Below are 24,639 nucleotides of genomic sequence, written 5' to 3' on the forward strand. Positions count from 1 at the left end.
AAACAACTGCAATGAAAAAAAGGATCCAGGAATTTCTGCTCTTCCTGCTGGTGAGCTGCTTTGCAACAGTAGCAATGGCCCAGTCCAGGCAGGTGTCAGGAACCGTCAAGGACAAGCAAGGCGCCCCAATCGTCGGCGCCACAGTTATTGAAAAAGGAACTACCAATGGTATCACAACAGATGATGCCGGTATGTTCAATATTACCGTTGCTGGTCCCGGCTCGGTAATTGTAATTTCTGCAATCAATTTTGGAAACAAGGAAATCACCGTTGGCCAGGAGTCCAGTTTTTCGGTAGTCCTGGAAGCCGGTACTGGCAACCTGGATGAAGTGGTAGTAACAGCGCTTGGTATCAAACGCCAGAAAAAATCGCTGGGTTACGCGGTTCAGGAAGTAAAAGGAACGGTACTGGCGGATGCCCGTGAAACCAACATGACCAATGCCTTAACTGGTAAAGTTGCCGGTTTGCAGGTGGTTCGTTCCAGTAATGGGGCAGGTGGTTCTGCAAAAATTGTATTACGCGGGTTCACTTCTCTAACTGGCGATAACCAGCCATTGATTGTTGTTGATGGTATTCCCATTAACAATTTTACCGGTACCACTGAAAATGGATATTGGGGAGCTGGTTATGATATGGGTAATGGTTTGGGTGATATCAGTGCAGATGACATTGAAAGTATGTCTGTGCTGAAAGGTCCTTCTGCTGCTGCTCTTTACGGGTCACGCGCTGGTAATGGTGTCATTCTGATCACAACCAAATCAGGTCGCAAACAAAATGGTATCGGTTTAACTGTTGGTACCAATATTGGCGTAGAAAGTATCTTCCTGCAGCCGGAGCTTCAGAATACTTTTGGCCAGGGTGTGGATGGTGTATTCAATGAAAGAGAAGCGCAAAGCTGGGGTCCGAAAGCTGAAGGCCAGATGGTAGAAAAATGGGATGGTACTATGGCCCCTCTGGAAATCTTCGATAACGTAGGCAACTTTGTAAGAAACGGAACCAACCAGAATTACAATATTTCCTTCCAGCAGCAGTTTGGTAACACCAGTGTCTATACTTCCCTGAACAGGTTGGAAGATCGCAGTATTCTTCCGGGGAACAAGCTCACCCGTACAAACATGACTGCCAGGGCAACCAGCCGGTTTGGCAAAAACAATCGCTGGACAACTGATACAAAAATTCAGTATAACAATACCGCAGGTTTTAACAGGCCCTCTAATGGTCGAGATAATAGCCGTATATACACCCTGCTGACGCATCCCCGTTCTTTGGATATCCGGGATTTTTCTGCTGGGAGAGATGAATTCGGAAACATGATCTGGTATGGTGGTTTTAATGCTATCAACCCATACTGGCAGGCTAAATATGATGATCGCCGCGATTCAAGAGATCGTTTCATTCTGACTGGATCAGCTAAATATCAGTTTACTGACTGGTTGGATGCAGAGATCAAAGCTGGTGCGGATATGTTTACCAACAACGCAACCCGCAAGCTCTATGCCGGTAGTCCGGCCGCCGCTACCGGAAGTTATAGTACCTCCAAAGAAACCTTTATTGAAACCAATTACCAGGCCCTGATTACAGCAAAAAAGGACAATGTATTCGGAAAACTGGGCGGTACCCTCACTGCAGGTGGAAACCTGATGACACAACGCAGCAGTTCAATTGGCGCTGGTGTAGGATTACTGGAAATACCCAACCTGTTTTCACTGAACAATGGGGTCAATAATCCAGCCGTTTCAGAAGGTTTCAGTGAAAAGAAGATCAATTCAGTATTTGGCTCAGTTGGATTGAATTATGATGGCTGGCTTTACCTGGATGCGACTTTCCGGAATGACTGGAGCTCAGTGCTGAGCAAAGCCAATCGTTCCTATTTCTATCCTTCTGTGAGTTTGTCCTATGTAGTGACAGATATGATCGAAAATATGGGTGGCAATTTACCTGGCTGGTTAAGCTATGCTAAACTTAGAGCATCTTATGCTGAGGTAGGTAATGATATGGGTCCTTATCAATTATACAACCTGTACTCTGTAGGTAAAGATCCGAATGGTAATACAACTGCTGGTCCGGGCGGCGTTTTCTTTGATGAAAATGTAGTCAACGAGCTGATTAAAAACCTTGAATTCGGTGCTGAATTACGTTTCTTCCGGAATCGTTTTGGACTCGACTTTAGCTGGTATAAATCGAATGCTACCAATCAGTTGATTAATCTGCCATTGGACCCCATGAGTGGTTATGCGGCACGTAAAATCAATGCAGGAAATATCCAGAATAAAGGTGTTGAAATTGTTTTTGATGCCCGTGTATTAGATAATCCAAAAGGTTTGAATTGGAATATTCAGGCAAACTTTAGCAGGAACCTGAACGAAGTGATTGATATTGAAAAATCACTGGGAGTAACTCAATACTCTCTGGGTGGATTTGATGATCTTGCAATCCGTGCTGTTGCTGGAGGATTGTATGGTGAGATCTGGGGACATGGATTCCGCAGAGTGGACGATGAAAACAGCCCCTTCTTCGGTCAGCTTCTGTTAAGCGGAGCAGGTGTACCACAACGTGATCCGGTTCAGAAATTGCTGGGAGACCAGCAGGCAAGATCTATGCTGGGTATTACCAACAGCTTTAACTATAAAGGATTTAATTTCTCCTTTATGGTGGATGGTCGTTTCGGTGGAAAAATGTTCTCTGCAACCCATGTAGCTTTGGAACGCTTTGGCAACGCAGCTTCCACTGTTAAGAATGGCGCCCGGGAAAATTTTGTTGTTGATGGTGTAATCAGTGATGGAGCGGGTGGTTATACAAAAAGCACCGTAGCAGTAAGCCCTCAACTTTATTACCAGGCAGTATCTACTGCTAATAACCTGGGTATTCATGAAGCTTATTTATTTGACGCAAGCAATATTCGGTTGAGAAATGTTCAGTTAGGATATAATTTACCGAAATCTGTATTAGGAAATTCTCCTATTCTTCGCGCAAGGATCACTGTTAGTTGTAACAATGTCTGGATGATTTCCAGTAAGATGAAGGGCATCGATCCGGAATCAACGTTTGCAACCGGATCCAATGCGGTTGGTTTTGAAAATGGAGCACCTCCAACTATGCGTTCTTTCCTTTTTGGTCTTCAATTAGGCTTCTAACCTCAAAAAAAAATTGTATGAAACATAATTTGAAAACAATTGCCTTATCAGCAGTCGCCGGCTTGGGACTCTTCTCTTCGTGCAGCAAATTTGACGAGATTAATGAGAATCCATATGGAGCCGGTTCACAGCAGGTTCAGGTGGAATATTTTATCAACGGATCGATTATTGGAGCTCAACAGGATCCGCATATCGCTGAGCGTATTTTTGTACTGTATTGGAAAACTGCGGGACACCAGCAATTTGGTGGTGGAATTTCCAGCGGTGGTTACAATGATGGCTGGTCTTCTGATTATTGGAGTCGCGGATATGCTGCTGGCTGGTTGGCCAGTGTGAACTCTGGTATCACGGTAGCCAATGAACAAATTGCCTCTGGCAACATCAAGCCCTACACCAATAATTTGCTCCAGGTAGCCCGTATCTGGCGTGCTTACCTGATGAGTGAGCTGGCTGACACTTTCGGACCTATTCCACTGGATGGCTTTCAGGGTTCCACACCAACCTACTCCAGTGAAAAGGATGTCTATTATTTTATGCTGGATGAATTGAAAGATGCAAGTGCTAAACTAGACCTTGCCGTTAGTCCCGCTGCAGTTGCCAAATTTGATCCGGTGTATGGATACAATTGGGCTAACTGGCAGAAATTTTCCAACTCTCTGCGTATGCGTTTTGCCATGCGCCTTTCCGAAGTGGATGCTGCGAAGGCCAAAGCAGAGTTTGAAGCCGCAGCTGCTGGACCTTTCATTACTACACTTGGTGAAACTTTCCAGGTGGCTGAAAAGCCGGGATGGGATGCGCTTACCGGTGTGATGACCCGTGAATGGAATGCGTTCTTTATTTCAGCTACGTTGAATAACCTGTATTTGAACCTGGGTGGTGTAAAATCTGAGGATCAGTTAGCTTCCTCTTATGCAGCGAAAATTAAACCTGCGGATTATATGGGTATCCGGTTGGAGAATCATTTCGCAACCAAAACCAATGATCCTTCTGCTGGATTCTGGCTGGATGGTTTGCCAAATGTGATTGATCCTCGTGCGTATAAAACGTTTGCTATTCCCGGCGACTTTTCGAATGCTAATTTTAATTATTACCCCTCCTGGAACAATGATGCCAGAACCACTACGCGTAATCTCCTGGCTGAAGATGGTTCAGCCTGGAAAGCAGTGGATGCGACCATGAGCTGGAATGCATCCGCCAACGGCGATTGGGGTGTTAAAGGATCCCGGAACCAGGTGCGTGCCTATCCTGGAACCATGCCCAGACTTGCCAATAATTTCAGGAATAGTAGCAACAGACGGATATTTTTTGCTGCCTGGGAATCCTATTTCCTGGTAGCAGAAGCCGCAGTCCGCAACTGGACAGTTCCCATGGGCGGTCAACAGGCTTATGAAGAAGGAGTTAAATCCAGTTTTGAATATTGGGGCGTTAGTTCTTTTGTGAATAATTACCTGACTTCTGATTCCTACAACAGAGCGGGCACATCAGTAGCCTGGGGACATACGGTAGAGCCACCAGCCACCTATGCGATGAATTATGTGGATGGTTATACCAATGCAAACGGTGTTGCTCAAATTAAATACCCTGAAAACACCTTGTATAAAAATGGTACAGTAAAAAATGATCACCTTACTAAGATCATTACTCAAAAATTCATTGCACAAAACCCCTGGTTACCGCTCGAAACATGGAGTGATCACAGAAGATTGGGGCTGCCATTCTTTGAAAATCCGGCTGTTGAGAATCCGCTGGTAAACATGCCGGATCTGACTGCCGCCAATTACACTACCAGCAGTGTGAAATTTTTCCCTCAGCGCGTGCGGTACCCCTCTTCATTTGCTAACAGCAATCCAAAGGGATATGAACAGGCTGTTGCTTTGTTAGGTGGAGTTGATGGTGTTCTTACACCACTCTGGTGGGCGAAAAAACCATAAAATATACTGTTCCACCCGATTGGGTAAACAATTAGTAGCAGGGGCTGTCTCTTTTGAGGCAGCCTCTTTTACTATCCATCGAACCACGAAAAGGTAAAATTTGTAAATTATTTGGTATTTTAAATATATATGTCGCCAAAAATTGAAGTTTACAAAGGAAGGATCCTGAAAGAATTGTGCTTTGGAAAACTACTGTCTGCTTCAGAATTGAGTAATCGGATTCAGCGAAGCTTGCCTCTTACCATCCGGGTCCTGGATGAATTGGTGAAGGAAGGGATGATTTTCGAGAAAGGGTTTGCGCCTTCAACAGGTGGACGAAGACCTCAGGTGTATTCACTTGCACCAGAGCGCATGTATGCCATTGCCATTGCAATGGACCAGTTAACCACCAAAATTGCATTGGTTGATCTCGAGAATTTTAAAAGTATAAATGAAAAACGAATCAGTCTGCCATTGAAAGATAACCCGGGTTCTCTAGGGGAACTGATCGACCTGATTAAAAACTATCTGCAGGAAATTCCGGTACCTGCAAATAAAATCCTTGGCGTTGGTATAGGCATGCCCGGTTTTATTGATCTTACCACCGGAGTTAATTATTCATTCTTCGAAAACAATGGTAAAAGTATTCCAGACCGAATGCAGCAGGAGCTGGGATTACCAGTATACCTCGACAATGATTCCAGTTTGATTGCCCTTGCAGAATTAAAACTGGGAGGGTCAAAAGGCAAAAACAATGTAATGGTCATCAATCTTTCCTGGGGAATTGGCCTGGGTATGATTGTGAATGGTTCACTTTTCAGGGGGTACAATGGTTTCGCCGGAGAATTCAGTCATATCCCTCTATTTAACAACAACAAGCTCTGCGATTGCGGGAAAATGGGTTGCCTCGAAACTGAAGCGTCCATGAAAGTGCTGGTTAATAAAGTTAGAGAAGGAATTGAATCAGGTCGTGTTACCAGCATAAAAACCTTGCCTGAAGATATTGATAGTGCGTTCGAGCTGATTATCCAGGCTGCGATCCGGGGAGACCAGCTGGCAGTGGAGTTGATTTCCGAAATCGCGCTTATTATCGGCAAAGGAATTGCCATCCTCACGCATATCATGAATCCGGAAGAAATTGTATTAAGTGGAAGAGGTGCCGCTGCCGGCAGGTTGTTAGTTCCCCCTATTCAACAAGCCTTGAACAGGTATTGCATACCCCGGCTTACTGCCCATACTCAGTTGAGAATATCCGACTTGAACAAAGAAGCAGAACTCTTTGGAGCCGCCGCATTGGTGGTAGAACAGTTGGATAAGCGATTCAGAAACAATCGCACCAATCCTGAAAATTATCCATTTGCAGCCTAAGCACTTGTTTATCGGGCATTAATCGTGAGCGCATTTCCTGGCTTACGAAACAGGAATCGCTGCGCCAGCCAGCCAAGTGTAAAACTGGGGACAAAATCTGTAAAGGGCAGGAGTTCTTCCGCAAAAGCGAAAAATCCCCCAAGGGCTCCCTTCCACCCGCCAAATAATTTAAAAAACAACAATCCTGATATCGGCGCCCAGATCAGATCGCCGAATTCACCCAATACCGGTATTGCGTAGGTAAAGTATCCAACCAGGTCTAGCGCCAGGCAGATTAAAAGAGAAGGTGTCTTTGGATAGGAGTTTGTCATGCACAAGTAGACGTGGTAAAAACTGTAAAAGTTGTATTCCAATTAGGAAAATCAGGTTCAAATGTGAGAAATATCACATGAGTGAGATTAGAATGAGATTAGATTCACATTAAAATAAGATTAAAATGCCCTTTCTGATCTCTGTCCTACTCCTAATATACCAGGCTATTGCTCCTGTTTGGATGCTCGATTTTTCGGAAGCGCAACAACAGGCAAAACAGGAACACAAGCAGATATTATTGAATTTTTCCGGCTCAGACTGGTGCGGACCCTGTATCCGGCTTACAAAGGATGTATTTCAATCTCCTGAATTTGAAGTCCTGGCTGCCAAAGAATTGGTACTGGTCAGGGCAGATTTTCCCAGATCCAAAAAGAACCAGTTGTCCGCAGAGCAGCAGCATAAGAACGATGCACTGGCGGAACGCTATAATACCAAAGGAAGTTTTCCATTAACGCTTCTCCTGGATGAAGATGGTGTAGTCATAAAAAGTTGGGAAGGCTACCCGGAAAACAAAGCAACCGGATTTTTAAACGAATTACGTACCCTCACCCATGAATAAAGATCTTAAACTACTTCAGTCAAACGGAAACCTGAGAAAACGATCCCTTCGCCTGATGGGTAATCGATTTGAAATTACGGTGCACGAGCCTGATGAAAACAGGGCCGCCTGGTTGATCGAACTGGCAATTGCTGAAATCAGCAGAATAGAAGGGTTACTGTCCACCTTTCTTCCGGAAAGTGAAACAAATCGTATTAATGAAATGGCCGGAATTACTCCTGTTGAAGTATCAGGAGAAATGATCGCATTGATCCAGCGCGCCCAACGAATTTCAGAGCTCACCCAGGGCGCTTTTGATTTGTCTTATGGATCCGTTGATAAACGACTCTGGAATTTTGACCTTTCCATGAAATCGCTGCCCGATGCTGCAATTGCCAGGAAAGCGGTGAGATTGATCAACTTTCGAAATATTGAAGTCGATCCCCTGAACCGGACTGTTTTTCTGAAAGAGAAAGGGATGCGGATCGGTTTTGGTGGAATCGGCAAAGGATATGCTGCAGATCGCGCCAAAGAAGTATTGGTTAAAGAAGGGGTGACCAGTGGAATTGTAAACGCTTCAGGTGATCTTACTACCTGGGGTAAACAGGAGAATGGGGAACCCTGGACCATCGGAATAGCAGATCCCAATGCAGCCAGTCACTTGTTCTCCTATATCAACATTACCGATATGTCTGTTGCCACTTCCGGCAACTATGAAAAGTTTGTAGAGATAAATGGAAAACGATATTCCCACACCATCGACCCTCGTACAGGCATGCCTGTTAGTGGAATAAAAAGTGTAACGATTATTAGTCCGTTTGCAGAACTCTCTGATGTGCTTGCTACTCCTGTTATGATCATGGGAACAGAAATAGGCCTGGATATGCTGAACCAGATGAAACAGGTGGCTGCGCTCATTATTGATGATTCAAACCGATTAAAGACAACCCGAAATATTCAATTGATATGATACAAAAAGTGATAGCAGGTATTTTATTGCTAACCGCACTCAACAGTTGCCAGGTGGTAAAAGAGTTTCAGAAGAATCGACTTAATGATGCGGAGATGATATTAGGAAACCGTAAGGTGGAGAAAACGGAACTCAGCTTTCAATCCTACAGGGAAGGCGCTTCTGGTGCGAATGCCGGTAAATCCGGTGGTGGTTGTGGTTGCAATTAAAAATTGAAGAAGAAAACGAGTACATGAAAAAAATCTGCCTTACGGTAATAGGCCTCTATATTGGTTTATTAGCCGCCTTTTCTCAAACAGTCCAGGATAGCTCCTATCAAAAACGCCGGTTGAAAATTGATGAGATCAACCTGGTATCCAGTTATTATCACCAGAATGGAGACCATGCAGCTGTTACCGGTGGCATTGGTTCACAGAAGTTGACAGATCTGTCCAATTCGCTGGAAGTGAAGCTGATTCGCCTCGATCGTCAGCAACGAAAGCAAACCTGGTCGGTTGATATTGGATTGGATCACTATACCTCTGCTTCCTCAGATAAAATTGATCCAAAGACAGTAACCTCCGCCTCTTATGCGGATACCAGAATTTATCCTTCTGTTTCCTTCAGCCGGGAGAATGAAAAGAAAGGAACAGAGTGGGGAGGAGGATTATCCTTTAGTGGTGAATATGATTACACTTCTATCGGGGCGAATCTGCACGGGTCCAAAAAGACAGCCAATAAAATGGGTGAATTCACGGCGAAGGGCCAGGTATACATGGATCGTATCAACCTTATTTATCCCATCGAACTTAGGGATGGCAACTCAACAGATCCTTTAAAGCGAGGCGGAGACAGCAGGAACTCATACAGTCTGGCTTTGTCCTGGTCGCAGATCGTCAACCAGCGGCTACAAGTTAGTTTTCTGCTGGATCTCATTCAACAACAAGGTTATCTCTCCCTTCCTTTTAACAGGGTATATTTTTCAGATGGTACAGTGCATGTGGAGCGATTACCGGATAGCAGATTTAAAATCCCCATTGGTTTCAGAGCTAATTATTTTGCAGGAGACCGGTTTATTTTCAGAACCTATTACCGGTATTACAAAGATTCATGGGGGTTAGCCGCTCATACTGCCAGCCTGGAAACCTCCATAAAGCTCAGTCCGTTTTATTCCTTGTCGCCTTTTTACAGGTATTATCATCAAACGGCCATTGATTATTTTGCTCCCTACATGACCCATGCTCCGGGAAAAGAGTTTTATAGCAGCAATTTTGATTTATCTCAGTTCAGCAGTCATTTCTTTGGAGGAGGTGTGCGGTTTTCACCACCCAGGGGCATACTGGGAATCCAGCACCTGAACAGTCTTGAACTTCGATATGGACATTATACCCGTAGCAATTCCCTGCACTCAAATATTGTATCTGTGCATTTGAAGTGGAAAGGGTAGGGAAGGGAATTATGTGAGACGTGAGACGTGAGACGTGAGAAGGCATGGAAGATGGGCATAGGAAAATGGAGGAAGGGAGAAATGGAAAATGGAGGGAAGGAGAAAGAAAGATGGAGGAAGGGAGAAAAGGAAAATGGTGCTGATTCAGCTGCCTGTAAAGTATTCCTGAGCGGTTGCGGAACAATTCACTGACGGTTCACTGACGCTTCGGGAACAGTGAAACAACAGTGCCGGAGCGGTTGCAATTGACTGACTGGATAGAAAAAAGCAGCCGAATGGATGGAGAAAAGTGCCCGAATGGCAAAAAAGTGAGATGTCAGACGTGAGACGTGAAACGAAGGAGACTAAGGAGGCGAAGGAGACTAAGGAGAAGGGAAAATGGAGGTACAGGGGGCTCCCCCGCCTCCTTCGTCTCCCGTCTCCTTTGTTTCCTCTTCCATTCCTCCCTCTTCCATTCTTCCTTTCCTCCATTAATAAGTAATGACCTGCTCCTGAATCGTCTCCGGCAGTTCGCGGAATTCATATTGCTGATTGCGGAGCTGGGGTTCAAAGCCGGCTTCGCGGATGGCTGCCTGAATGCTCTTGTAGGTAAACCGATGCGGCGCACCTGCAGCACTTACTACGTTCTCTTCAATCATGATACTACCAAAATCATTCGCACCAGCATGAAGACAAAGCTGTGCAACTTCCTTTCCAACTGTCAGCCAGCTCGCCTGAATGTTTTTCACATTGGGTAACATGATGCGGCTGAGGGCAATCATCCGGATATATTCTTCTGTGGTAGTCAGGTTATGAACTCCCCGAATGCGTGCTAATAAAGTATCTACATCCTGGAATGTCCAGGGAATAAAGGCAATAAACCCTTTTACGCCATCCGGTTTACGCGCCTGCACATCTCTCAGTTTCACCAGGTGTTCCATCCGTTCTTCAATGGTTTCGACATGCCCGAACATCATGGTAGCAGAAGTGGTCAGGTTCAGTTTATGCGCTTCGTGCATGATATCCAGCCATTCCTGAGACCCACATTTACCCTTACTGATAAGACGCCGTACCCTGTCCACCAGGATTTCTGCTCCTGGTCCCGGCAGGGAATCCATTCCTGCATCTTTTAATGCTTTGAGCACTTCATGATGCGATTTCTTTTCGAGTTTGCAGATATGGGCCACTTCAGGTGGTCCCAATGCATGCAACTTAAGATGGGGAAAGAGTTGTTTGAGCTGTTTGAACAGATCTACATAATAGGCCAGTCCCAGTTCCGGGTGGTGACCTCCCTGTAGCAGGAGCTGCTCTCCACCATATTTAAAGGTCTCCTCAATTTTGACTTTGTAAGTGTCCAGATCTGTGATATAAGCCTCCGCATGTCCCGGTATCCGGTAAAAATTACAGAATTTACAATTGGCAATACAAACATTGGTGGTGTTCATATTCCGGTCTATAATCCAGGTCACTTTTCCGTGCGGCACCTGTATTTTTCGTAAGGTATCGGCCACCTGCATCAATTCAGCCAGGGGTGCCTGGTGAAACAGGAAGACCCCTTCGGCTTCTGATAAAAACTCGAAATTCAGGGCTTTGCGATACAGTTCTGCTAGTTGCATGATGCGATTTTATTCCACTATGACCAACAAAATTAGGTTGTGAATGTTGGATGGGTTCAAATAATTTATGACCGACGGTTGGATTCGGTTTCAAATTGATTGTAAATTCATCTAGTGCGCTACCTTTCTAAACTGCTATTGATTGCCTGCTGCTCTGCCTGTTTCCTGTCGGTAACAGCGCAGGAGTATTTTTCCCAGCCCCCGGCTCACCTCATTACCAGCTTTGGCTTCAGAATGTATAGCGGAGGGGTGGTTACTCTGAGAGCAAAGCTGAACGATTTCCCGGATTCATTGAATTTTATTTTGGACACGGGCAGCGGTGGTATTTCCCTGGATTCCAGTACAGTTGCCCGGTTAAAAATTCCTTCAGTTGCATCGGACCGGACGATCAGGGGCATTGCAGGAATAAAAAAAGTGCGCTTTGCCAACAATAACACCCTCCATTTCCCCGGATTAACAGTCGACAGCCTGAATTTTCATATCAATGATTATGAGATTCTGACTAGTGTTTACGGCGAACATATTGATGGTATTATCGGGTATAGTTTTTTATCGCGCTACATTGTTAAGTTGGATTATGATACCAACAGAATCTCCGTGTATTCACCTGGTACGATTCGGTACCCGAAAGGAGGTTTTATGATACGTCCCAACCTGGCTACCATCCCGGTTACCACCAACCGGATCAAAGAAGAACGTAAAATAAATACCCGTTTTTTCTTTGATATCGGGGCTGGTTTATCCCTGTTACTGACAGAAGATTTTATTGGCGATAGCAGTTTATACAGTAAAAAAAAGAAGTTCTGGACCACCCAGGCAGAGGGGTTGGGCGGGAAAGCTTTCATGAAAATCACCACCACCAAGGAGTTTCGGGTCGGACCTTACAAGTTTCGAAGGGTTCCGACTTTTATATTTGAAGATGAGTTCAATGTAACTTCCTATCCCTACCTGGGCGGACTCATCGGCAATGATCTGCTACGTCGCTTTAATGTGATCTTCAATTATGAACGAAGGGAAATTTACCTGACGCCCAACAAACATTTCCGGGAGCCTTTTGATTATGCCTATACCGGCCTGGGTTTTTATTTCATCGATGGCCAGGTAACCGTGACAGATATAATGCCAGGTTCACCGGCAGAAAAAGCAGGGTTCTTGGTCGGCGATGTAATTATAGCAGTTGATAATAATATGAGCAGGAATATCCAGGCATACCGGAGTATGTTGCAGCAAACAGGGGCAAAACTGAAATTTCTTGTTGTACGACAGAAGGATGGCGACCTGGAAGAACTCTATATGAAAGTGGGAAGTATTCTCAAAAAGAAGAAATGAGGTCTTTTGATTTAAGTTTGCAGTATGATTCAATTTTCAAGATTTGTCCTGCCCAATGGATTGAGGGTGCTGGTGCATGAAGATAACAGCACACCCATGGCAGTTGTGAATGTGTTGTATGATGTGGGTGCGCGGGATGAGGATCCGAATCGAACCGGATTTGCGCACCTGTTTGAACACCTGATGTTTGGAGGCAGCATTAATATTCCGGAATACGATGATGAACTTCAGAAAGCAGGGGGCGAAAACAATGCCTATACCACCAATGATCTCACCAATTATTACTGCCAGTTGCCTTCCGCCAATATAGAGACGGCTTTCTGGCTGGAAAGCGACCGGATGCTAAGCCTGGCTTTCAGCAAAAAAAGCCTGGATGTGCAGCGTAAAGTGGTTTGTGAGGAATTTAAGGAACATTATATCAATCGCCCCTATGGAGATATCTGGTTCAAGATGAGGGAAATGGCCTATGAACAGCACCCCTATCGCTGGATGACCATCGGAAAGGAACTGAAACATGTGGAAGAAGCCAGCCTGGATGATGTAAAGAAGTTCTTCAAAAAACACTACAATCCAGCCAATGCGATCCTGGTGGTAGCCGGAAATGTGGTAACTGAACAGGTGTATGAACTGGCTATCAAATGGTTTGGTGATATCCCTGCAGGTGAAAAATACAATCGCAATCTGCCCCAGGAAATTGAACAGCAGGAAGCGCGCAGGCTGGACATTACAGCAGATGTTCCTGTTGACGCATTCCTGAAAACCTGGCATATGCCTTCCCGGCTGGATCCCGACTACTATGTTGCGGATCTTATTACAGATATCCTGGGCAGTGGAGCTTCATCGAGGTTGTACCAGTCGCTGGTGAAAGAAAAACAGCTCTTCACGAATATCGATTGTTACCATTTCGGTTCTACCGACGCGGGGTTGATTTGTGTGGATGGGAAATTGGTAAAAGGAGTTCGACTGGAAGATGCGGAACTGGCAGTTCAGGCGCAACTGGATTTGTTGATCCGGGAAGGGGTATCCGTTATCGAGCTGGAAAAGGTGAAGAACAAAACCGAAAGCACCATGGCTTTTGAAGACATGAGTGTAATGAACCGGGCAGCCAGCCTGGCCTATTACGAATTGTTGGGAGATGCCAACCTCATGAACACTGAGCTCGAAAAATACAATTCAGTTACCGCGGACCAGCTCGTGGAATTGAGCCGCAAGCTTTTTGAAGAGAAGAATAGTCATACATTATATTATAGAAGTAAATAAAGTGAGATGTCAGACGTGAGACGTGAGAAAGAAGACTTTCTCACGTCTCACATCTCACATCTCACGTCTCACGTATACAACATCATGAACAGAAAAATAGCGCCTCCAATAAAAGATGCGGTTGAGTTTGACCTGAAACTGAAACCGTACGATAAATATGTTTTGAGGAATGGAGTGGAATTATATGCAGTGAATGCCGGGGCAGAGGAAGTAATCCAGGTGGAATGGGTCTTTTTTGCAGGCAATAGTTTTGAGAAAAAGCATATGGTTGCTTCGGCTACCAATTTTCTGCTGAAAAGCGGAACCAGCCAGAAATCTGCCTTTGCCATTAATGAACTGGTTGATTATTATGGTGCCAGCCTGGCCCGGACCTGCTACAATGAGACCGCTTCCATTACCCTGCACAGCCTGACCAAACACCTGCCTAAATTATTACCACTGATTCGGGAACTATTGACGGATGCGATTTTCCCGGAAGAAGAAATTTTGTTATTCCAGCAGAACAATCGCCAGCGACTGGAGGTAAACCTTAAGAAAAATGATTTTGTCGCCAACCGGCTGATTGATGAATATCTCTATGGGTTTGAACATCCCTATGGAACTTATAGCCGGTTTGAGGACCTGGCTGGCCTGACAAGAGAAGACCTGGTTGATTTTTATAACCAATATTACCGGAACGGTAAATGCATCCTATTTGTAGCAGGTAAACTTCCCCCGAATATTATGGAACTCCTGGATGCTGCCATCGGGGATCTACCCATACAAGGTGGGGCAGTCGAGTACCCGGCACATCCGATTCTTCCGGCTGGAGAGAAAAAATATCGCATCAGCAATGATCCGAATGGAGTTCAGGGCGCTATTCGAATTGCCCGCGATTTTCCCAACCGGCACCACCCTGATTTTTTTGGAGCCCAGGTGCTTAACGCCCTGTTCGGAGGCTTTTTTGGATCCCGGCTGATGAATAATATCCGGGAAGACAAAGGATATACCTATGGCATTTATTCCTATCTCCAGAACCATTTACAGCGATCCGCCTGGATGATCAGTACCGAAGCCGGTAAGGAGGTTTCAGAAGCCACGATTGAAGAAGTGTATAAAGAAATGGCCTTACTTCGGGAGGAGCTGGTAGATGAGGAGGAATTGTTACTGGTAAGAAATTATCTCATGGGTAGCACGCTGGGGGATCTTGATGGCCCTTTCCATATCATAGGCAGGTGGAAGAATATTGTATTAAACGGGCTATCAGAGGATTACTTTTACCAAAGCATCCGCACCATCAAAACCATTCAACCGGAAGAATTACAGCAGCTTGCGAAAAAATACCTGCAACCGGAGGACTTCTATGAACTGGTAGTAGTCTGATACTGTCTCCTCTAATTTTTGGTACATTCGGACTATGAAGCGGACGATTGTAAAGTTGGGTGGAATTGCAGTGCTGGCATTTATTGCAGCTTTACTGGTATGGTGGTTCTTACAAAAAAACCGCAGCACTGAACCGGAAAGTTTTGAAAATGCCTACCAGGTTGCAAGCGCCCCGGCTCCAGGTGAAGCACCGGAGGGTATGGTATGGATTCCAGGAGGCCAATTTCTCATGGGATCCAATGATCGCATGGCCTGGGAAGAAGAAGGTCCGGCTCATCATGTGAAAGTCAAGGGCTTCTGGATGGATAAGCAGGAGGTCACCAATGCCCGGTTTTCCGAATTTGTTAATGCAACCGGATATATAACCGATGCTGAAAAAGCCCCGGTTTTGGAAGAAATAATGGCTCAATTGCCTCCCGGAACCCCTCCTCCGAACCCAAAAGACCTGGTTGCAGGTTCAATGGTATTCAGTCCGCCAACTCGTGACGTACCCCTAACTGATATCAGCAACTGGTGGAAATGGGTACATGGTGCCAGTTGGAAACACCCGGAGGGTCCGGGTTCTGATTTGAAAGGGCGCGAACAGCATCCGGTGATTCATATCAGCTGGAATGATGCCATGGCCTATTGCAAATGGGCGGGCAAACGCTTACCAACTGAAGCGGAATGGGAGTTTGCTGCCAGGGGTGGACTGGAGGGTAAGAATTTTGTCTGGGGAGATGAAGCACCGACTGATGATAAAACCTTCGCCAATACCTGGCAGGGTAAATTTCCAGCTGAAAATTTAAAGCGTGACGGATATGCAGGAACAGCCCCGGTTGGGCAATATGCGCCTAATGGATATGGGCTATATGATATGGCTGGAAATGTGTGGGAGTGGTGCCAGGACTGGTATGATAAATACCTCTATCAATCCTGTGGCCCAGGGGAGGTAAGAGATAATCCGGATGGTCCACCAGTAAGTCGTGATCCCGCACAACCCAATATGCCTTTAAGAGTTCAGAAAGGCGGCTCCTTTTTGTGTCATGATTCCTATTGCCAGCGATACCGGCCCAGTGCCCGGCAAGCAAGTTCCCCTGAAAGTGGCATGAGTCATGTGGGTTTTCGCTGTGTTCGTTAAAGTTGGATTGGTACGATGTTCGCATTCAACCAGGGAATAGCTTCAATTGTTGAACTATAAACCTTGGGTATGAAAAAATTAGCCAAACAGGGATCCCTGAACTTTCGGTTTGCTCTGCTGGCGATGCTCTCTCTACTGGGTGTTTCCTGCCAGCCATCTGCTCCGGAGTTTGTTTCCGATTACGATGTTGTTTACACGAACTATGAGCGCAGTTTTGATTTTGGCGCCGTGAGAACGTATTTTCTTCCGGATACGGTAGTTCATGCTGTTCCTCCCGGAGAAACAGCCGATCATCGCTTTGATGATCAGATTCTGAGCAGCCTGGAAACCAACCTGAATGCACTTGGCTGGACACGCCTGAATGAAAGTGCAGGAACCGGCGCAGATGTTGTCATTCTTCCCAATGTAAGTGAACAGGCCTATGGTAGTTGTGCTACTTACTGCTGGTACTGTGACTGGGGATGGTATCCGGGATGGGGTGCCTATTCACCAGGTTGGGGACCGGGCAGGGGTTGGGGATATCCCTCCGGAATTGTTTGCGGCTCTTATGCTACCGGCACCGTGGTGGTAAATATTACAGCACCATCAATAGCCCGTGATTCAACTCTTCCGGTAGTTTGGGTGGGAATATTGAATGGTTTGCTGGAAGGATCCGACGCCTCCATCAACACCCGCATTGGTCGCAATATTGATCAGATGTTCAGGCAATCAGCTTACTTAAAAAACTAAGCGCATGAAAAAATTCATCACCATATTGGTAGGGGCACTGGCCTTTTGGACTGAATCTGCAAACGCCCAGGTAGTACCTGAAATCCATTACCAGTTTTCCATTCCAACCGGAACATTCCGAAATTTTGTGGAGAAACCCGGTCCGCTTGGAGCTGGCTTTCAGATCCGGAAAACGCTACCCAACAACAGAATATCATTAGGTGGTGGCCTGTCCTGGTTTTATTTCCCTGATAAAAAAGGAAAACAAACACTGGAACTACCCGGGGATGATGGTACCTATACCGGATTTGTAACCAACTACACTAATATCTATGGACTGCAGTTCCTTGCTCAGTATGAGTTCAAAGACCCCAATGAAAACCTGGTACCCTTTGTGAAAACCGGTTTGGGGCTAGCTTACCAGAATCAACGCCAGGACATTGGATTATTTGCCTTTAAATATGATGGATTTCAGTTTATGCCTCACCTGGAAACTGGTATGCGATTCAGACTTCCCAGGCAGGGAGCGCTTAATCTTTCATTGACCTATCATTATTTACCCGGCGCGGGAGAAGTTAACGCAACCAGCTTTGCAGGTTTGCGGATCGGATATTCTGGCTTCCGGATTCGATAGGTGAGCGGACTTACGTATATTTAAAATAAAAATGTTTAAGCTCCTTAAAACCCTGGTACTAGTTGGGTTTGTTGCAGCTTGTAGCCCTAAGTTGCAGCCCTCCCCACTGACTTCCCAGGAAGTTTTGCAACTGGTTGATGACCAAACCTATCAATTCAATATGGAGTATGTGCAGCCGATGGGTGGAAGGCAGCGCCTGATCACCGGATCTTATACCTTTCGGGTAAACAAGGATCAACTGGAAGCTGATTTGCCTTATATCGGCAGAGCTTTCCAGGCACCGATAGGCAGTGGAGAAGGTGGAATGAAATTCACCTCGAAAGAGTTTACTTATTCCAGTACGATTGGTAAGGGCAATCGGAGAGAAATTAGCATTCAGCCTAAAGATCAACAGGATATTACCGGCATTAATCTGATCATATTTGAAAATGGCAATGCAGATCTGCGAATCAATTCAGTAAACCGCCAGCCGATCTCCTATACCGGAAATATAAGCCGATTGCCGCAGCCCAAATAGCAGTGGAAAACAGCAACAGAATGCCTTAAGTTTGCTGCCCTAAACAGCAGGATATGTGGGGTCGTTTAATTCAAATTAGTTTTTTAAGTCTGTTAGCCTCAACCACTTCCTATTCCCAGATTATTTCAGGAAGAATAATAGCCCGTGATACCGATTTGCCATTGGAGGAAGCTACTATTCAAATTAAGGGGCAGCCTGTGCATACGCACTCTGGCCTGGATGGACGGTTCACCATTACGCTGACAAAGCCGACTGACACTTTGTACATCACCCATATCGGGTATGATCCAAAGACTATAATATGGAATCAGCAGTTGGATAAAGAAGCAACGATCTACCTGTTGCCAGCCCCCGTTCAACTGAGCCAGGTGGTGGTACAGGACAGCCGGCGAGCTTTACAGCAGGTAATGCAAATCGATTTGAAGACCAACCCTGTTAATTCTGCGCAGGATATACTTAGAAAGGTACCTGGATTATTTATTGGCCAACATGCAGGTGGAGGAAAAGCGGAACAGATCTTCCTGCGCGGTTTTGATATTGATCATGGTACCGATATCCGGATTACTACGGATGGCATGCCCGTGAATATGGTTAGCCATGCACACGGCCAGGGATATGCAGATTTACATTACCTGATTCCGGAAACCATAAAAGATATTCAGTTTGGGAAGGGTTCCTATTATGCTGAAGAGGGAGATTTTGCCACGGCAGGATATGTAAATTTCACAACCCACAACAGGCTGGATCGCAACCTGCTGAAAGTGGAAGCTGGACAATTCAATACGCTGAGAACGGTGGGTATGTTCAATCTTTTTGAAAAGACCGGTGAAAAAAACAGCAATGCATATATAGCCGGAGAGTATCTTTTCTCCAATGGACCTTTTGAGGCCCCGCAAAATTTCAACCGGCTGAATTTTTTGGCGAAATACAATACACAGATCAACCAGAAATCAAGTCTGCAGGTACTGGCTTCCACTTTTACTTCTAAATGGGATGCTTCCGGGCAAATCCCGGACAGGGCTGTAAGAGCTGGGCTGATTACACGTTGGGGTGCGATTGATGCAACAGAAGGCGGCAATACGTCGAGGTCGAATATTGCTGCCAAATACCGGAGTAAAATCAGTGATACGGAAGACTGGCAATCGAATTTTTATTTCAGTCAATACGATTTCAGCCTGTTCTCCAACTTTACTTTCTTCCTGGAAGATCCTGTAAACGGCGACCAGATTCATCAATCCGAAAAAAGAAAGATTTACGGTATGGATCACCGTTATACAAAGCAACTTTTTGGTGACAAGGCTGACTGGGTTTTAACAGCCGGTATGGGGTTGCGGAATGATGCGGTGAGAGATATTCAATTGAGTCATACCCTGCAGCGAAAAGAAGTTCTGGAGTATTTTGCATTGGGTGATATTGATCAGACCAATGCCTCTTTGTATGGATCAGCAGAGTGGAGAAAAGGCCACTGGAAGGTAATTCCGGGTATCCGGCTCGATCATTTTATTTTCAATTATGTAGATAAACTGCAGCCGGTGTACAGTACCCAGGCGGCACAAAAAACAATACTTAGCCCAAAGTTGAACCTGGTCTATACCCCCCATGCTAACTGGCAGGGCTACCTGAAGATGGGTAAAGGATTCCATTCCAATGATACACGGGTGGTAGTGGCACAGCAGGGCCGTGAAATATTACCTGCAACATATGGTGCAGACCTGGGTGCAATTATCAAGCTTCATCCTAAATTTTTAGTGCAGCCCGCGATCTGGTATCTGTATATGGAGCAGGAGTTTGTATATGTAGGAGATGCGGCGATTGTAGAACCATCCGGCAAAACCCGCCGGCTGGGTGCTGAACTGGGAATAAGATATCAACCTTTCAGTTGGCTTTACCTGGATGCTGATATTAATTATGCAAAAGCAAGAGCGATTGAAGAAGCCAAAGGGAACGATTTTATCCCCCTTGCTCCATCACTTACCAGTACAGGAGGCATATCGGTTAGTCCGGTTAAGCGGCTTGACCTCAACTGGCGCTACCGGTATATGAAGGATCGTCCGGCTAATGAAGACAATTCCATCCAGGCCCAGGGTTATTTTGTAAATGATTTGCTCATTAACTATACCCGTAGCAAATGGGCGTTGGGACTACAGGTTGAAAATCTCTTTGATACAGAATGGAGAGAAGCCCAGTTTGAAACCGAATCGCGGTTACGAAATGAGGCTGCTCCGGTTACAGAAATTCATTACACGCCCGGTACCCCTTTCTTTGCGCGGATTAAATGGAGCTTGTTTTTTTGATTAACTTCAACAAAACAACTGGTATGAATTTCCTGACCCGATTGCTGATCACCGCGCTGGTGGCATTTGGATTATCCTATTTGCTTCCCGGGGTGCATATGGACTCCTTTATTGCTGCTTTGATTCTGGCCCTGGTACTTGCCTTATTAAATACTTTGGTAAAGCCCATACTGGTAATACTGACTTTCCCGATTACGATCATCACACTGGGTTTGTTCCTGCTGGTGATAAATGCGGTTATTATATTGCTGGCTGCGAAGCTCGTGGATGGTTTCAAAGTTGACGGGTTCTGGTGGGCATTGTTATTCAGTATTCTGTTATCTGTTACGAGCTCCCTGTTACAGGGTTCTGATGAACGTAAATCCTAGTGTATGCAATTTGATCGAAAGGCTTTGTCCGATGAGGAGCTGTTGAGGTTTTACCTGGCAATCTTACGGCCACGTATGATCGAAGAGAAGATGCTGGTACTGTTGCGGCAGGGTAGGATTAGCAAATGGTTCAGTGGAATTGGTCAGGAAGCAATTTCTGTTGGAGCAGCACTGGCATTGCAGCCCGATGAATGGGTGATGCCCCTGCATCGTAACCTGGGGATATTTACAACACGTGGCATGCCGCTCCATAAATTATTCATGCAATGGCAGGGACAAAAAGAAGGGTATAGCAAGGGTCGAGAAAGGAGTTTTCATTTTGGATCAGGAGAACACCATATCTGTGGCATGATCTCGCATCTGGGACCCCAATTGAGTATCGCCGATGGAGTTGCATTGGCGCATAAACTTCGCCGTGAGGATAAAGTAAGTCTCAGTTTTACAGGTGATGGTGGCACGAGTGAAGGTGATTTCCATGAGGCGCTGAATGTTGCTGCAGTATGGGATCTGCCCGTGATTTTCATCATTGAGAATAATGGGTATGGACTCAGTACGCCGGTTGCTGAACAATATCGATGTGAAACACTTGTACAAAGGGCTAAGGGCTATGGCATGGAAGGAGTATGTATTGATGGAAATAATCTCCTGACGGTGTATGATACTATTAAAGGCGTGCGTGAATACTGTATCCGGGAGCAGAAACCTTATTTGATTGAATGTATGACCTTCCGGATGCGGGGACATGAGGAAGCCAGTGGTACCAAATATGTACCACCGGAATTATTTGTGCAATGGGCAGAGAAAGATCCCGTAAAAAAATTTGAGGAATGGCTCTTACTGGAAGGGATATTAACCTACTCCCATATGGAGCAGGTAAAAGCGTCTTTGAAGGCGGAAATAGAATCCGAATTGACAAGAGCGGAGCTGGGCGGACCAATTGTTCCGGTAACAACAGAAGAGCTGGAAGATGTGTATGCACCGGTTCCCGAAGCTGGTACTGATAAAGACATTGAAACAGTACACAAATTTTCAAGTTCCCGGACGATACGCTTTATTGATGCCATTCAAGATGGGTTGAAAGCTGGCATGGAAGCGCATTCCAACCTGGTACTGATGGGGCAGGATATTGCTGATTACGGCGGGGCCTTTAAGATTACAGAAGGATTTGTGGAGCTGTTTGGCAAGGAAAGAGTTCGAAATACACCACTATGTGAAAGTGCCATTCTGGGCGCAGCACTTGGGCTATCGCTCGAAGGGTTCAAGTCGATGGTTGAAATGCAGTTTGCTGATTTTGTGAGTGTGGGATTAAACCAGATCGTTAATAACCTGGCTAAAATTCATTACCGCTGGGGGCAGCATGCCGATGTGGTGGTAAGGCTTCCTACAGGTGCTGGTGTAGGTGCGGGGCCCTTTCACAGTCAGAGTAATGAGGCCTGGTTTGTACATACTCCCGGATTAAAAATTGTGTATCCCTCAACTCCGGAAGATGCGAAGGGCTTGTTATTAGCTTCCCTTGCGGATCCGAATCCTGTTTTGTTTTTTGAACACAAGGCGTTGTATAGAAGTATAAGTGGAGAAGTTCCTGAAGCTTATTACACCGTTCCAATTGGTAAAGCCAGGATCGTACAGGAGGGTAGTGATCTGAGTATCATTACTTATGGAGCAGCAGTGCACTGGGCAAAAGAATATGCAGAGCAGCATCCGGAATTAAGTATCGACATAGTAGATCTCAGGAGTTTGTTACCACTTGATTATGATGCTATCAGGGCTTCGGTTATGCGTACCGGTAAGGTGATTGTGCTGCATGAAGATACCCTGACCGGAGGTATTGGAGGAGAGATCAGTGCCTGGATAGGAGAACATTGTTTTGAATTGCTGGATGCACCTGTATTACGTTGCGCGTCCCTTGATACTCCTGTTCCCTTTAATCTCGAGCTGGAGAAAAACTTCCTGGCGAAAGCAAGACTGGCTACAACAGTGGATCGTCTGTTGCGGTATTGATAGCATCTTCATCGGGCTCTTCCAGGGCAAGCTCCTTAACGGGAACTATTGGATCGCGTTCACCAATTTGTTGCCTCCACATGGCGTAATAAAGTCCTTTTTGTTCCAGTAATTCCTGGTGTTTGCCCTTTTCGGTAATCTTTCCTTTCTCCAGCACGAAGATGGTATCGGCATGCATGATCGTAGAAAGCCGGTGAGCAATCAGGATGGTCATCTGTTTATTGGTAGCAGAAATCTCCCGGATCGTGTCTGTTATTTCTTCTTCGGTGATGGAATCAAGTGCTGAAGTAGCTTCATCAAAGATCAATAACCTGGGTTCACGAAGCAGGGCCCGGGCAATGGCGAGTCGTTGTTTTTCTCCCCCTGAAACACGTTTACCACCTTCACCCAGGACAGTATCAAGACCTTTAGGCGAATTGGTTACCAGGTTGAGGCAGGATGCTTTTCCCATTGCATCAAAGATCTGTTCATCTGTGGCGTCCGGTTTAACAAAGAGCATATTGTCGCGAATGGTGCCGGAAAACATCTGGGTCTCCTGTGTTACAAAGCCAAGTTGCCGCCGAACCCGGTTATAACGGAGTTGCCTGACCGAAATTCCATCAATCCGGATATCACCTTCAACGGGTGAATAGAGTCCGACCAACAGTTTTACCAGGGTGGATTTTCCGGAACCGGAGGGTCCAACAAATGCAATGGTTTGTCCAAGACCTACGCGGAAACTGATATCATCCACTGCCTTTTGTGTTGCATTCCGGTGACGGAAGCTGACGCGGTCGAATTCCAGTTCTTCAATAGCCTGAATATCGATTGGTTCTTCGGGGCGGTATTCGGGCTCTTTCAGCATGAGTTGGTTGAATACCTGCAGGGAGGCTTCCGCTTCGCGATACTGAAGAATGATATTGCCCAGATCCTGCAAAGGTCCGATGATAGCTGTTGAAATAAACTGCATCGAAATCAATTCTCCCGTAGTTAATACATTCCGGAAGATGAGCCAGAGCAGGATGAAGAGAATGGATTGTTTGAGCAGGTTCAGTGTGGTTCCCTGGAAAAAGGAAAGGGTACGCACTTTCCTGTTCTTCATCATTTCCAGATCAAATATCTTTTGTGTTTTATCGCGCAGGCGCCTGATCTCGGAATAGGTTAGCCCAAGACTTTTCACCAGTTCAATGTTTCGGATGGATTCGGTTATGCTGCCACTCATGATATTGGTCTGACGTACGACCTGGCGCTGGATCATTTTTATTTTTCGGCTAAGCAATGATGTGAGTCCGCCCAGCAATAACACCCCAATTAAAAATACCGGTATCAGTGCCCAGTGTTTGGTGATGGCATACCAGATAAGAAATCCCATTCCAACCAGGGTTGAAAACAGGATATTGATAAAGGAGTTGATAAATCGTTCTGTGTCAGTACGCACTTTCTGCAGTTTGGAAAGGGTTTCACCACTGCTTTGGTCTTCAAATCCGTCATAAGGAAGGCGAAGGGTTTGCCGAAGGCCATCATTGAAGATTTGCATCCCGAATTTCTGCACGACCAGGCGTACCACATAGTCTTTAAAAGTGGAAGCAATGCGTGCCAGTAAAGCTACGCCGATAGCAAGCAGGAGCAGCCAGATAACACCATTGGTCCTTTCCTTTTCAGAGAGATTATCCGGGTTAAGCGCATAGGTATCTATGACTTTTCCGAATATAACCGGATCGTAGAGGGCGAGCACCTGTGCCAGTGCTGCCAGCCCGAGTGCTAAAAAAACCCAACCCCGGTAGGGCTGGAGATACTTCCATAAAATTCTCATG

Annotated in this window: 21 protein-coding genes; 18 read left to right on the plus strand and 3 right to left on the minus strand. The window is 45.7% G+C overall.

The window, feature by feature from the left end; all coding sequences use genetic code 11:
• Window positions 1-11: 11 nt before the first annotated feature.
• The 3 genes from MD536_RS11695 to MD536_RS11705 all read left to right on the plus strand — a co-directional run bounded on the left by MD536_RS11695 (window position 12) and on the right by MD536_RS11705 (window position 6,412).
• The gene (locus tag MD536_RS11695) at window positions 12-3,134 is read left to right on the plus strand and encodes a SusC/RagA family TonB-linked outer membrane protein (RefSeq protein WP_239599406.1); all 3,123 of its coding nucleotides are present in this window, start codon (window positions 12-14) and stop codon (window positions 3,132-3,134) included.
• A gap of 17 nt (window positions 3,135-3,151) precedes the next feature.
• Window positions 3,152-5,065, plus strand: coding sequence for a SusD/RagB family nutrient-binding outer membrane lipoprotein (locus tag MD536_RS11700; protein ID WP_239599408.1), 1,914 nt, complete (start codon window positions 3,152-3,154; stop codon window positions 5,063-5,065).
• Between the two features lie 129 nt (window positions 5,066-5,194).
• Window positions 5,195-6,412: an ROK family protein gene (locus MD536_RS11705; RefSeq protein ID WP_239599410.1), complete on the plus strand. Its 1,218-nt coding sequence runs from the start codon at window positions 5,195-5,197 to the stop codon at window positions 6,410-6,412.
• 8 nt (window positions 6,413-6,420) lie between these two features.
• Here the strand turns inward: MD536_RS11705 and MD536_RS11710 are convergent, their stop codons facing one another.
• Complete coding sequence (locus MD536_RS11710) at window positions 6,421-6,723, minus strand: hypothetical protein (protein WP_239599412.1); 303 nt, start codon at window positions 6,721-6,723, stop codon at window positions 6,421-6,423.
• A gap of 125 nt (window positions 6,724-6,848) precedes the next feature.
• Between MD536_RS11710 and MD536_RS11715 the strand changes: the two genes are divergently transcribed.
• From MD536_RS11715 to MD536_RS11735, 5 genes are read left to right on the plus strand one after another with little or no spacing between them, the layout of a single operon-like run.
• Window positions 6,849-7,283, plus strand: coding sequence for a thioredoxin family protein (locus MD536_RS11715; RefSeq protein WP_239599420.1), 435 nt, complete (start codon window positions 6,849-6,851; stop codon window positions 7,281-7,283).
• Entirely contained in the window at window positions 7,276-8,232 is a 957-nt protein-coding gene (locus MD536_RS11720; protein WP_239599424.1) for an FAD:protein FMN transferase, read from the plus strand. The genes MD536_RS11715 and MD536_RS11720 overlap by 8 nt, the downstream gene beginning before the upstream one ends.
• On the plus strand, window positions 8,229-8,441 hold the full coding sequence (locus tag MD536_RS11725; protein WP_239599425.1) for a DUF4266 domain-containing protein: 213 nt from the start codon (window positions 8,229-8,231) through the stop codon (window positions 8,439-8,441). The genes MD536_RS11720 and MD536_RS11725 overlap by 4 nt, the downstream gene beginning before the upstream one ends.
• A gap of 23 nt (window positions 8,442-8,464) precedes the next feature.
• Window positions 8,465-9,658: a DUF3570 domain-containing protein gene (locus MD536_RS11730; protein WP_239599427.1), complete on the plus strand. Its 1,194-nt coding sequence runs from the start codon at window positions 8,465-8,467 to the stop codon at window positions 9,656-9,658.
• A 27-nt stretch (window positions 9,659-9,685) separates the two neighbouring features.
• Entirely contained in the window at window positions 9,686-9,850 is a 165-nt protein-coding gene (locus tag MD536_RS11735; protein WP_239599430.1) for a hypothetical protein, read from the plus strand.
• Between the two features lie 278 nt (window positions 9,851-10,128).
• On the opposite strand, the gene mqnC is transcribed toward MD536_RS11735, so the two are convergent.
• Window positions 10,129-11,253 (minus strand): cyclic dehypoxanthinyl futalosine synthase, encoded by a 1,125-nt coding sequence (gene mqnC, locus MD536_RS11740; RefSeq protein ID WP_239599448.1) that lies wholly within the window; start codon window positions 11,251-11,253, stop codon window positions 10,129-10,131.
• Between the two features lie 114 nt (window positions 11,254-11,367).
• Here mqnC and MD536_RS11745 point away from each other — a divergent pair, with 114 nt between their 5' ends.
• The 10 genes from MD536_RS11745 to MD536_RS11790 all read left to right on the plus strand — a co-directional run bounded on the left by MD536_RS11745 (window position 11,368) and on the right by MD536_RS11790 (window position 22,846).
• Window positions 11,368-12,582, plus strand: a complete 1,215-nt coding sequence (locus MD536_RS11745) for an aspartyl protease family protein (RefSeq protein ID WP_239599451.1) — start codon at window positions 11,368-11,370, stop codon at window positions 12,580-12,582.
• Between the two features lie 24 nt (window positions 12,583-12,606).
• Window positions 12,607-13,842, plus strand: a complete 1,236-nt coding sequence (locus tag MD536_RS11750) for a M16 family metallopeptidase (protein ID WP_239599461.1) — start codon at window positions 12,607-12,609, stop codon at window positions 13,840-13,842.
• A gap of 84 nt (window positions 13,843-13,926) precedes the next feature.
• Window positions 13,927-15,204 carry a M16 family metallopeptidase gene (locus tag MD536_RS11755; protein ID WP_239599463.1) on the plus strand — a complete coding sequence of 426 codons (1,278 nt, stop codon included), beginning with the start codon at window positions 13,927-13,929 and terminating at the stop codon, window positions 15,202-15,204.
• 34 nt (window positions 15,205-15,238) lie between these two features.
• Window positions 15,239-16,324: a formylglycine-generating enzyme family protein gene (locus MD536_RS11760; protein WP_239599465.1), complete on the plus strand. Its 1,086-nt coding sequence runs from the start codon at window positions 15,239-15,241 to the stop codon at window positions 16,322-16,324.
• Between the two features lie 69 nt (window positions 16,325-16,393).
• Window positions 16,394-17,053: a DUF4136 domain-containing protein gene (locus MD536_RS11765; RefSeq protein ID WP_239599466.1), complete on the plus strand. Its 660-nt coding sequence runs from the start codon at window positions 16,394-16,396 to the stop codon at window positions 17,051-17,053.
• A gap of 4 nt (window positions 17,054-17,057) precedes the next feature.
• Window positions 17,058-17,666, plus strand: coding sequence for an acyloxyacyl hydrolase (locus tag MD536_RS11770; protein ID WP_239599469.1), 609 nt, complete (start codon window positions 17,058-17,060; stop codon window positions 17,664-17,666).
• Window positions 17,667-17,697: 31 nt separating this feature from the next.
• Window positions 17,698-18,183: a DUF4251 domain-containing protein gene (locus tag MD536_RS11775; RefSeq protein ID WP_239599471.1), complete on the plus strand. Its 486-nt coding sequence runs from the start codon at window positions 17,698-17,700 to the stop codon at window positions 18,181-18,183.
• A 53-nt stretch (window positions 18,184-18,236) separates the two neighbouring features.
• The gene (locus MD536_RS11780) at window positions 18,237-20,477 is read left to right on the plus strand and encodes a TonB-dependent receptor (RefSeq protein WP_239599474.1); all 2,241 of its coding nucleotides are present in this window, start codon (window positions 18,237-18,239) and stop codon (window positions 20,475-20,477) included.
• A gap of 23 nt (window positions 20,478-20,500) precedes the next feature.
• A complete protein-coding gene (locus MD536_RS11785) occupies window positions 20,501-20,845 on the plus strand; it encodes a phage holin family protein (protein ID WP_239599478.1) in 345 nt (114 codons plus the stop codon).
• Window positions 20,846-20,848: 3 nt separating this feature from the next.
• Entirely contained in the window at window positions 20,849-22,846 is a 1,998-nt protein-coding gene (locus tag MD536_RS11790) for an alpha-ketoacid dehydrogenase subunit alpha/beta (protein WP_239599493.1), read from the plus strand.
• On the opposite strand, the gene MD536_RS11795 is transcribed toward MD536_RS11790, so the two are convergent.
• On the minus strand, window positions 22,815-24,638 hold the full coding sequence (locus MD536_RS11795; protein WP_239599505.1) for an ABC transporter ATP-binding protein: 1,824 nt from the start codon (window positions 24,636-24,638) through the stop codon (window positions 22,815-22,817). The genes MD536_RS11790 and MD536_RS11795 overlap by 32 nt on opposite strands.
• Between the last annotated feature and the right edge of the window lies 1 nt (window position 24,639).

Source organism: Flavihumibacter cheonanensis, from assembly GCF_022352215.1.
Taxonomy (GTDB): Bacteria; Bacteroidota; Bacteroidia; order Chitinophagales; family Chitinophagaceae; genus Flavihumibacter; species Flavihumibacter cheonanensis.

Excerpts from the sequence above, each read along its gene's own strand:
- MD536_RS11710 (WP_239599412.1), bottom strand. The coding sequence starts at position 6,723 with ATGACAAACTCCTATCCAAAGACACCTTCTCTTTTAATCTGCCTGGCG.
- MD536_RS11790 (WP_239599493.1), top strand. The coding sequence starts at position 20,849 with ATGCAATTTGATCGAAAGGCTTTGTCCGATGAGGAGCTGTTGAGGTTT.
- MD536_RS11715 (WP_239599420.1), top strand. The coding sequence starts at position 6,849 with ATGCCCTTTCTGATCTCTGTCCTACTCCTAATATACCAGGCTATTGCT.
- MD536_RS11770 (WP_239599469.1), top strand. The coding sequence starts at position 17,058 with ATGAAAAAATTCATCACCATATTGGTAGGGGCACTGGCCTTTTGGACT.
- MD536_RS11755 (WP_239599463.1), top strand. The coding sequence starts at position 13,927 with ATGAACAGAAAAATAGCGCCTCCAATAAAAGATGCGGTTGAGTTTGAC.
- MD536_RS11695 (WP_239599406.1), top strand. The coding sequence starts at position 12 with ATGAAAAAAAGGATCCAGGAATTTCTGCTCTTCCTGCTGGTGAGCTGC.
- MD536_RS11750 (WP_239599461.1), top strand. The coding sequence starts at position 12,607 with ATGATTCAATTTTCAAGATTTGTCCTGCCCAATGGATTGAGGGTGCTG.
- MD536_RS11780 (WP_239599474.1), top strand. The coding sequence starts at position 18,237 with ATGTGGGGTCGTTTAATTCAAATTAGTTTTTTAAGTCTGTTAGCCTCA.
- MD536_RS11705 (WP_239599410.1), top strand. The coding sequence starts at position 5,195 with ATGTCGCCAAAAATTGAAGTTTACAAAGGAAGGATCCTGAAAGAATTG.
- MD536_RS11760 (WP_239599465.1), top strand. The coding sequence starts at position 15,239 with ATGAAGCGGACGATTGTAAAGTTGGGTGGAATTGCAGTGCTGGCATTT.
- MD536_RS11700 (WP_239599408.1), top strand. The coding sequence starts at position 3,152 with ATGAAACATAATTTGAAAACAATTGCCTTATCAGCAGTCGCCGGCTTG.
- mqnC (WP_239599448.1), bottom strand. The coding sequence starts at position 11,253 with ATGCAACTAGCAGAACTGTATCGCAAAGCCCTGAATTTCGAGTTTTTA.
- MD536_RS11725 (WP_239599425.1), top strand. The coding sequence starts at position 8,229 with ATGATACAAAAAGTGATAGCAGGTATTTTATTGCTAACCGCACTCAAC.
- MD536_RS11720 (WP_239599424.1), top strand. The coding sequence starts at position 7,276 with ATGAATAAAGATCTTAAACTACTTCAGTCAAACGGAAACCTGAGAAAA.
- MD536_RS11765 (WP_239599466.1), top strand. The coding sequence starts at position 16,394 with ATGAAAAAATTAGCCAAACAGGGATCCCTGAACTTTCGGTTTGCTCTG.
- MD536_RS11785 (WP_239599478.1), top strand. The coding sequence starts at position 20,501 with ATGAATTTCCTGACCCGATTGCTGATCACCGCGCTGGTGGCATTTGGA.
- MD536_RS11730 (WP_239599427.1), top strand. The coding sequence starts at position 8,465 with ATGAAAAAAATCTGCCTTACGGTAATAGGCCTCTATATTGGTTTATTA.
- MD536_RS11795 (WP_239599505.1), bottom strand. The coding sequence starts at position 24,638 with ATGAGAATTTTATGGAAGTATCTCCAGCCCTACCGGGGTTGGGTTTTT.
- MD536_RS11775 (WP_239599471.1), top strand. The coding sequence starts at position 17,698 with ATGTTTAAGCTCCTTAAAACCCTGGTACTAGTTGGGTTTGTTGCAGCT.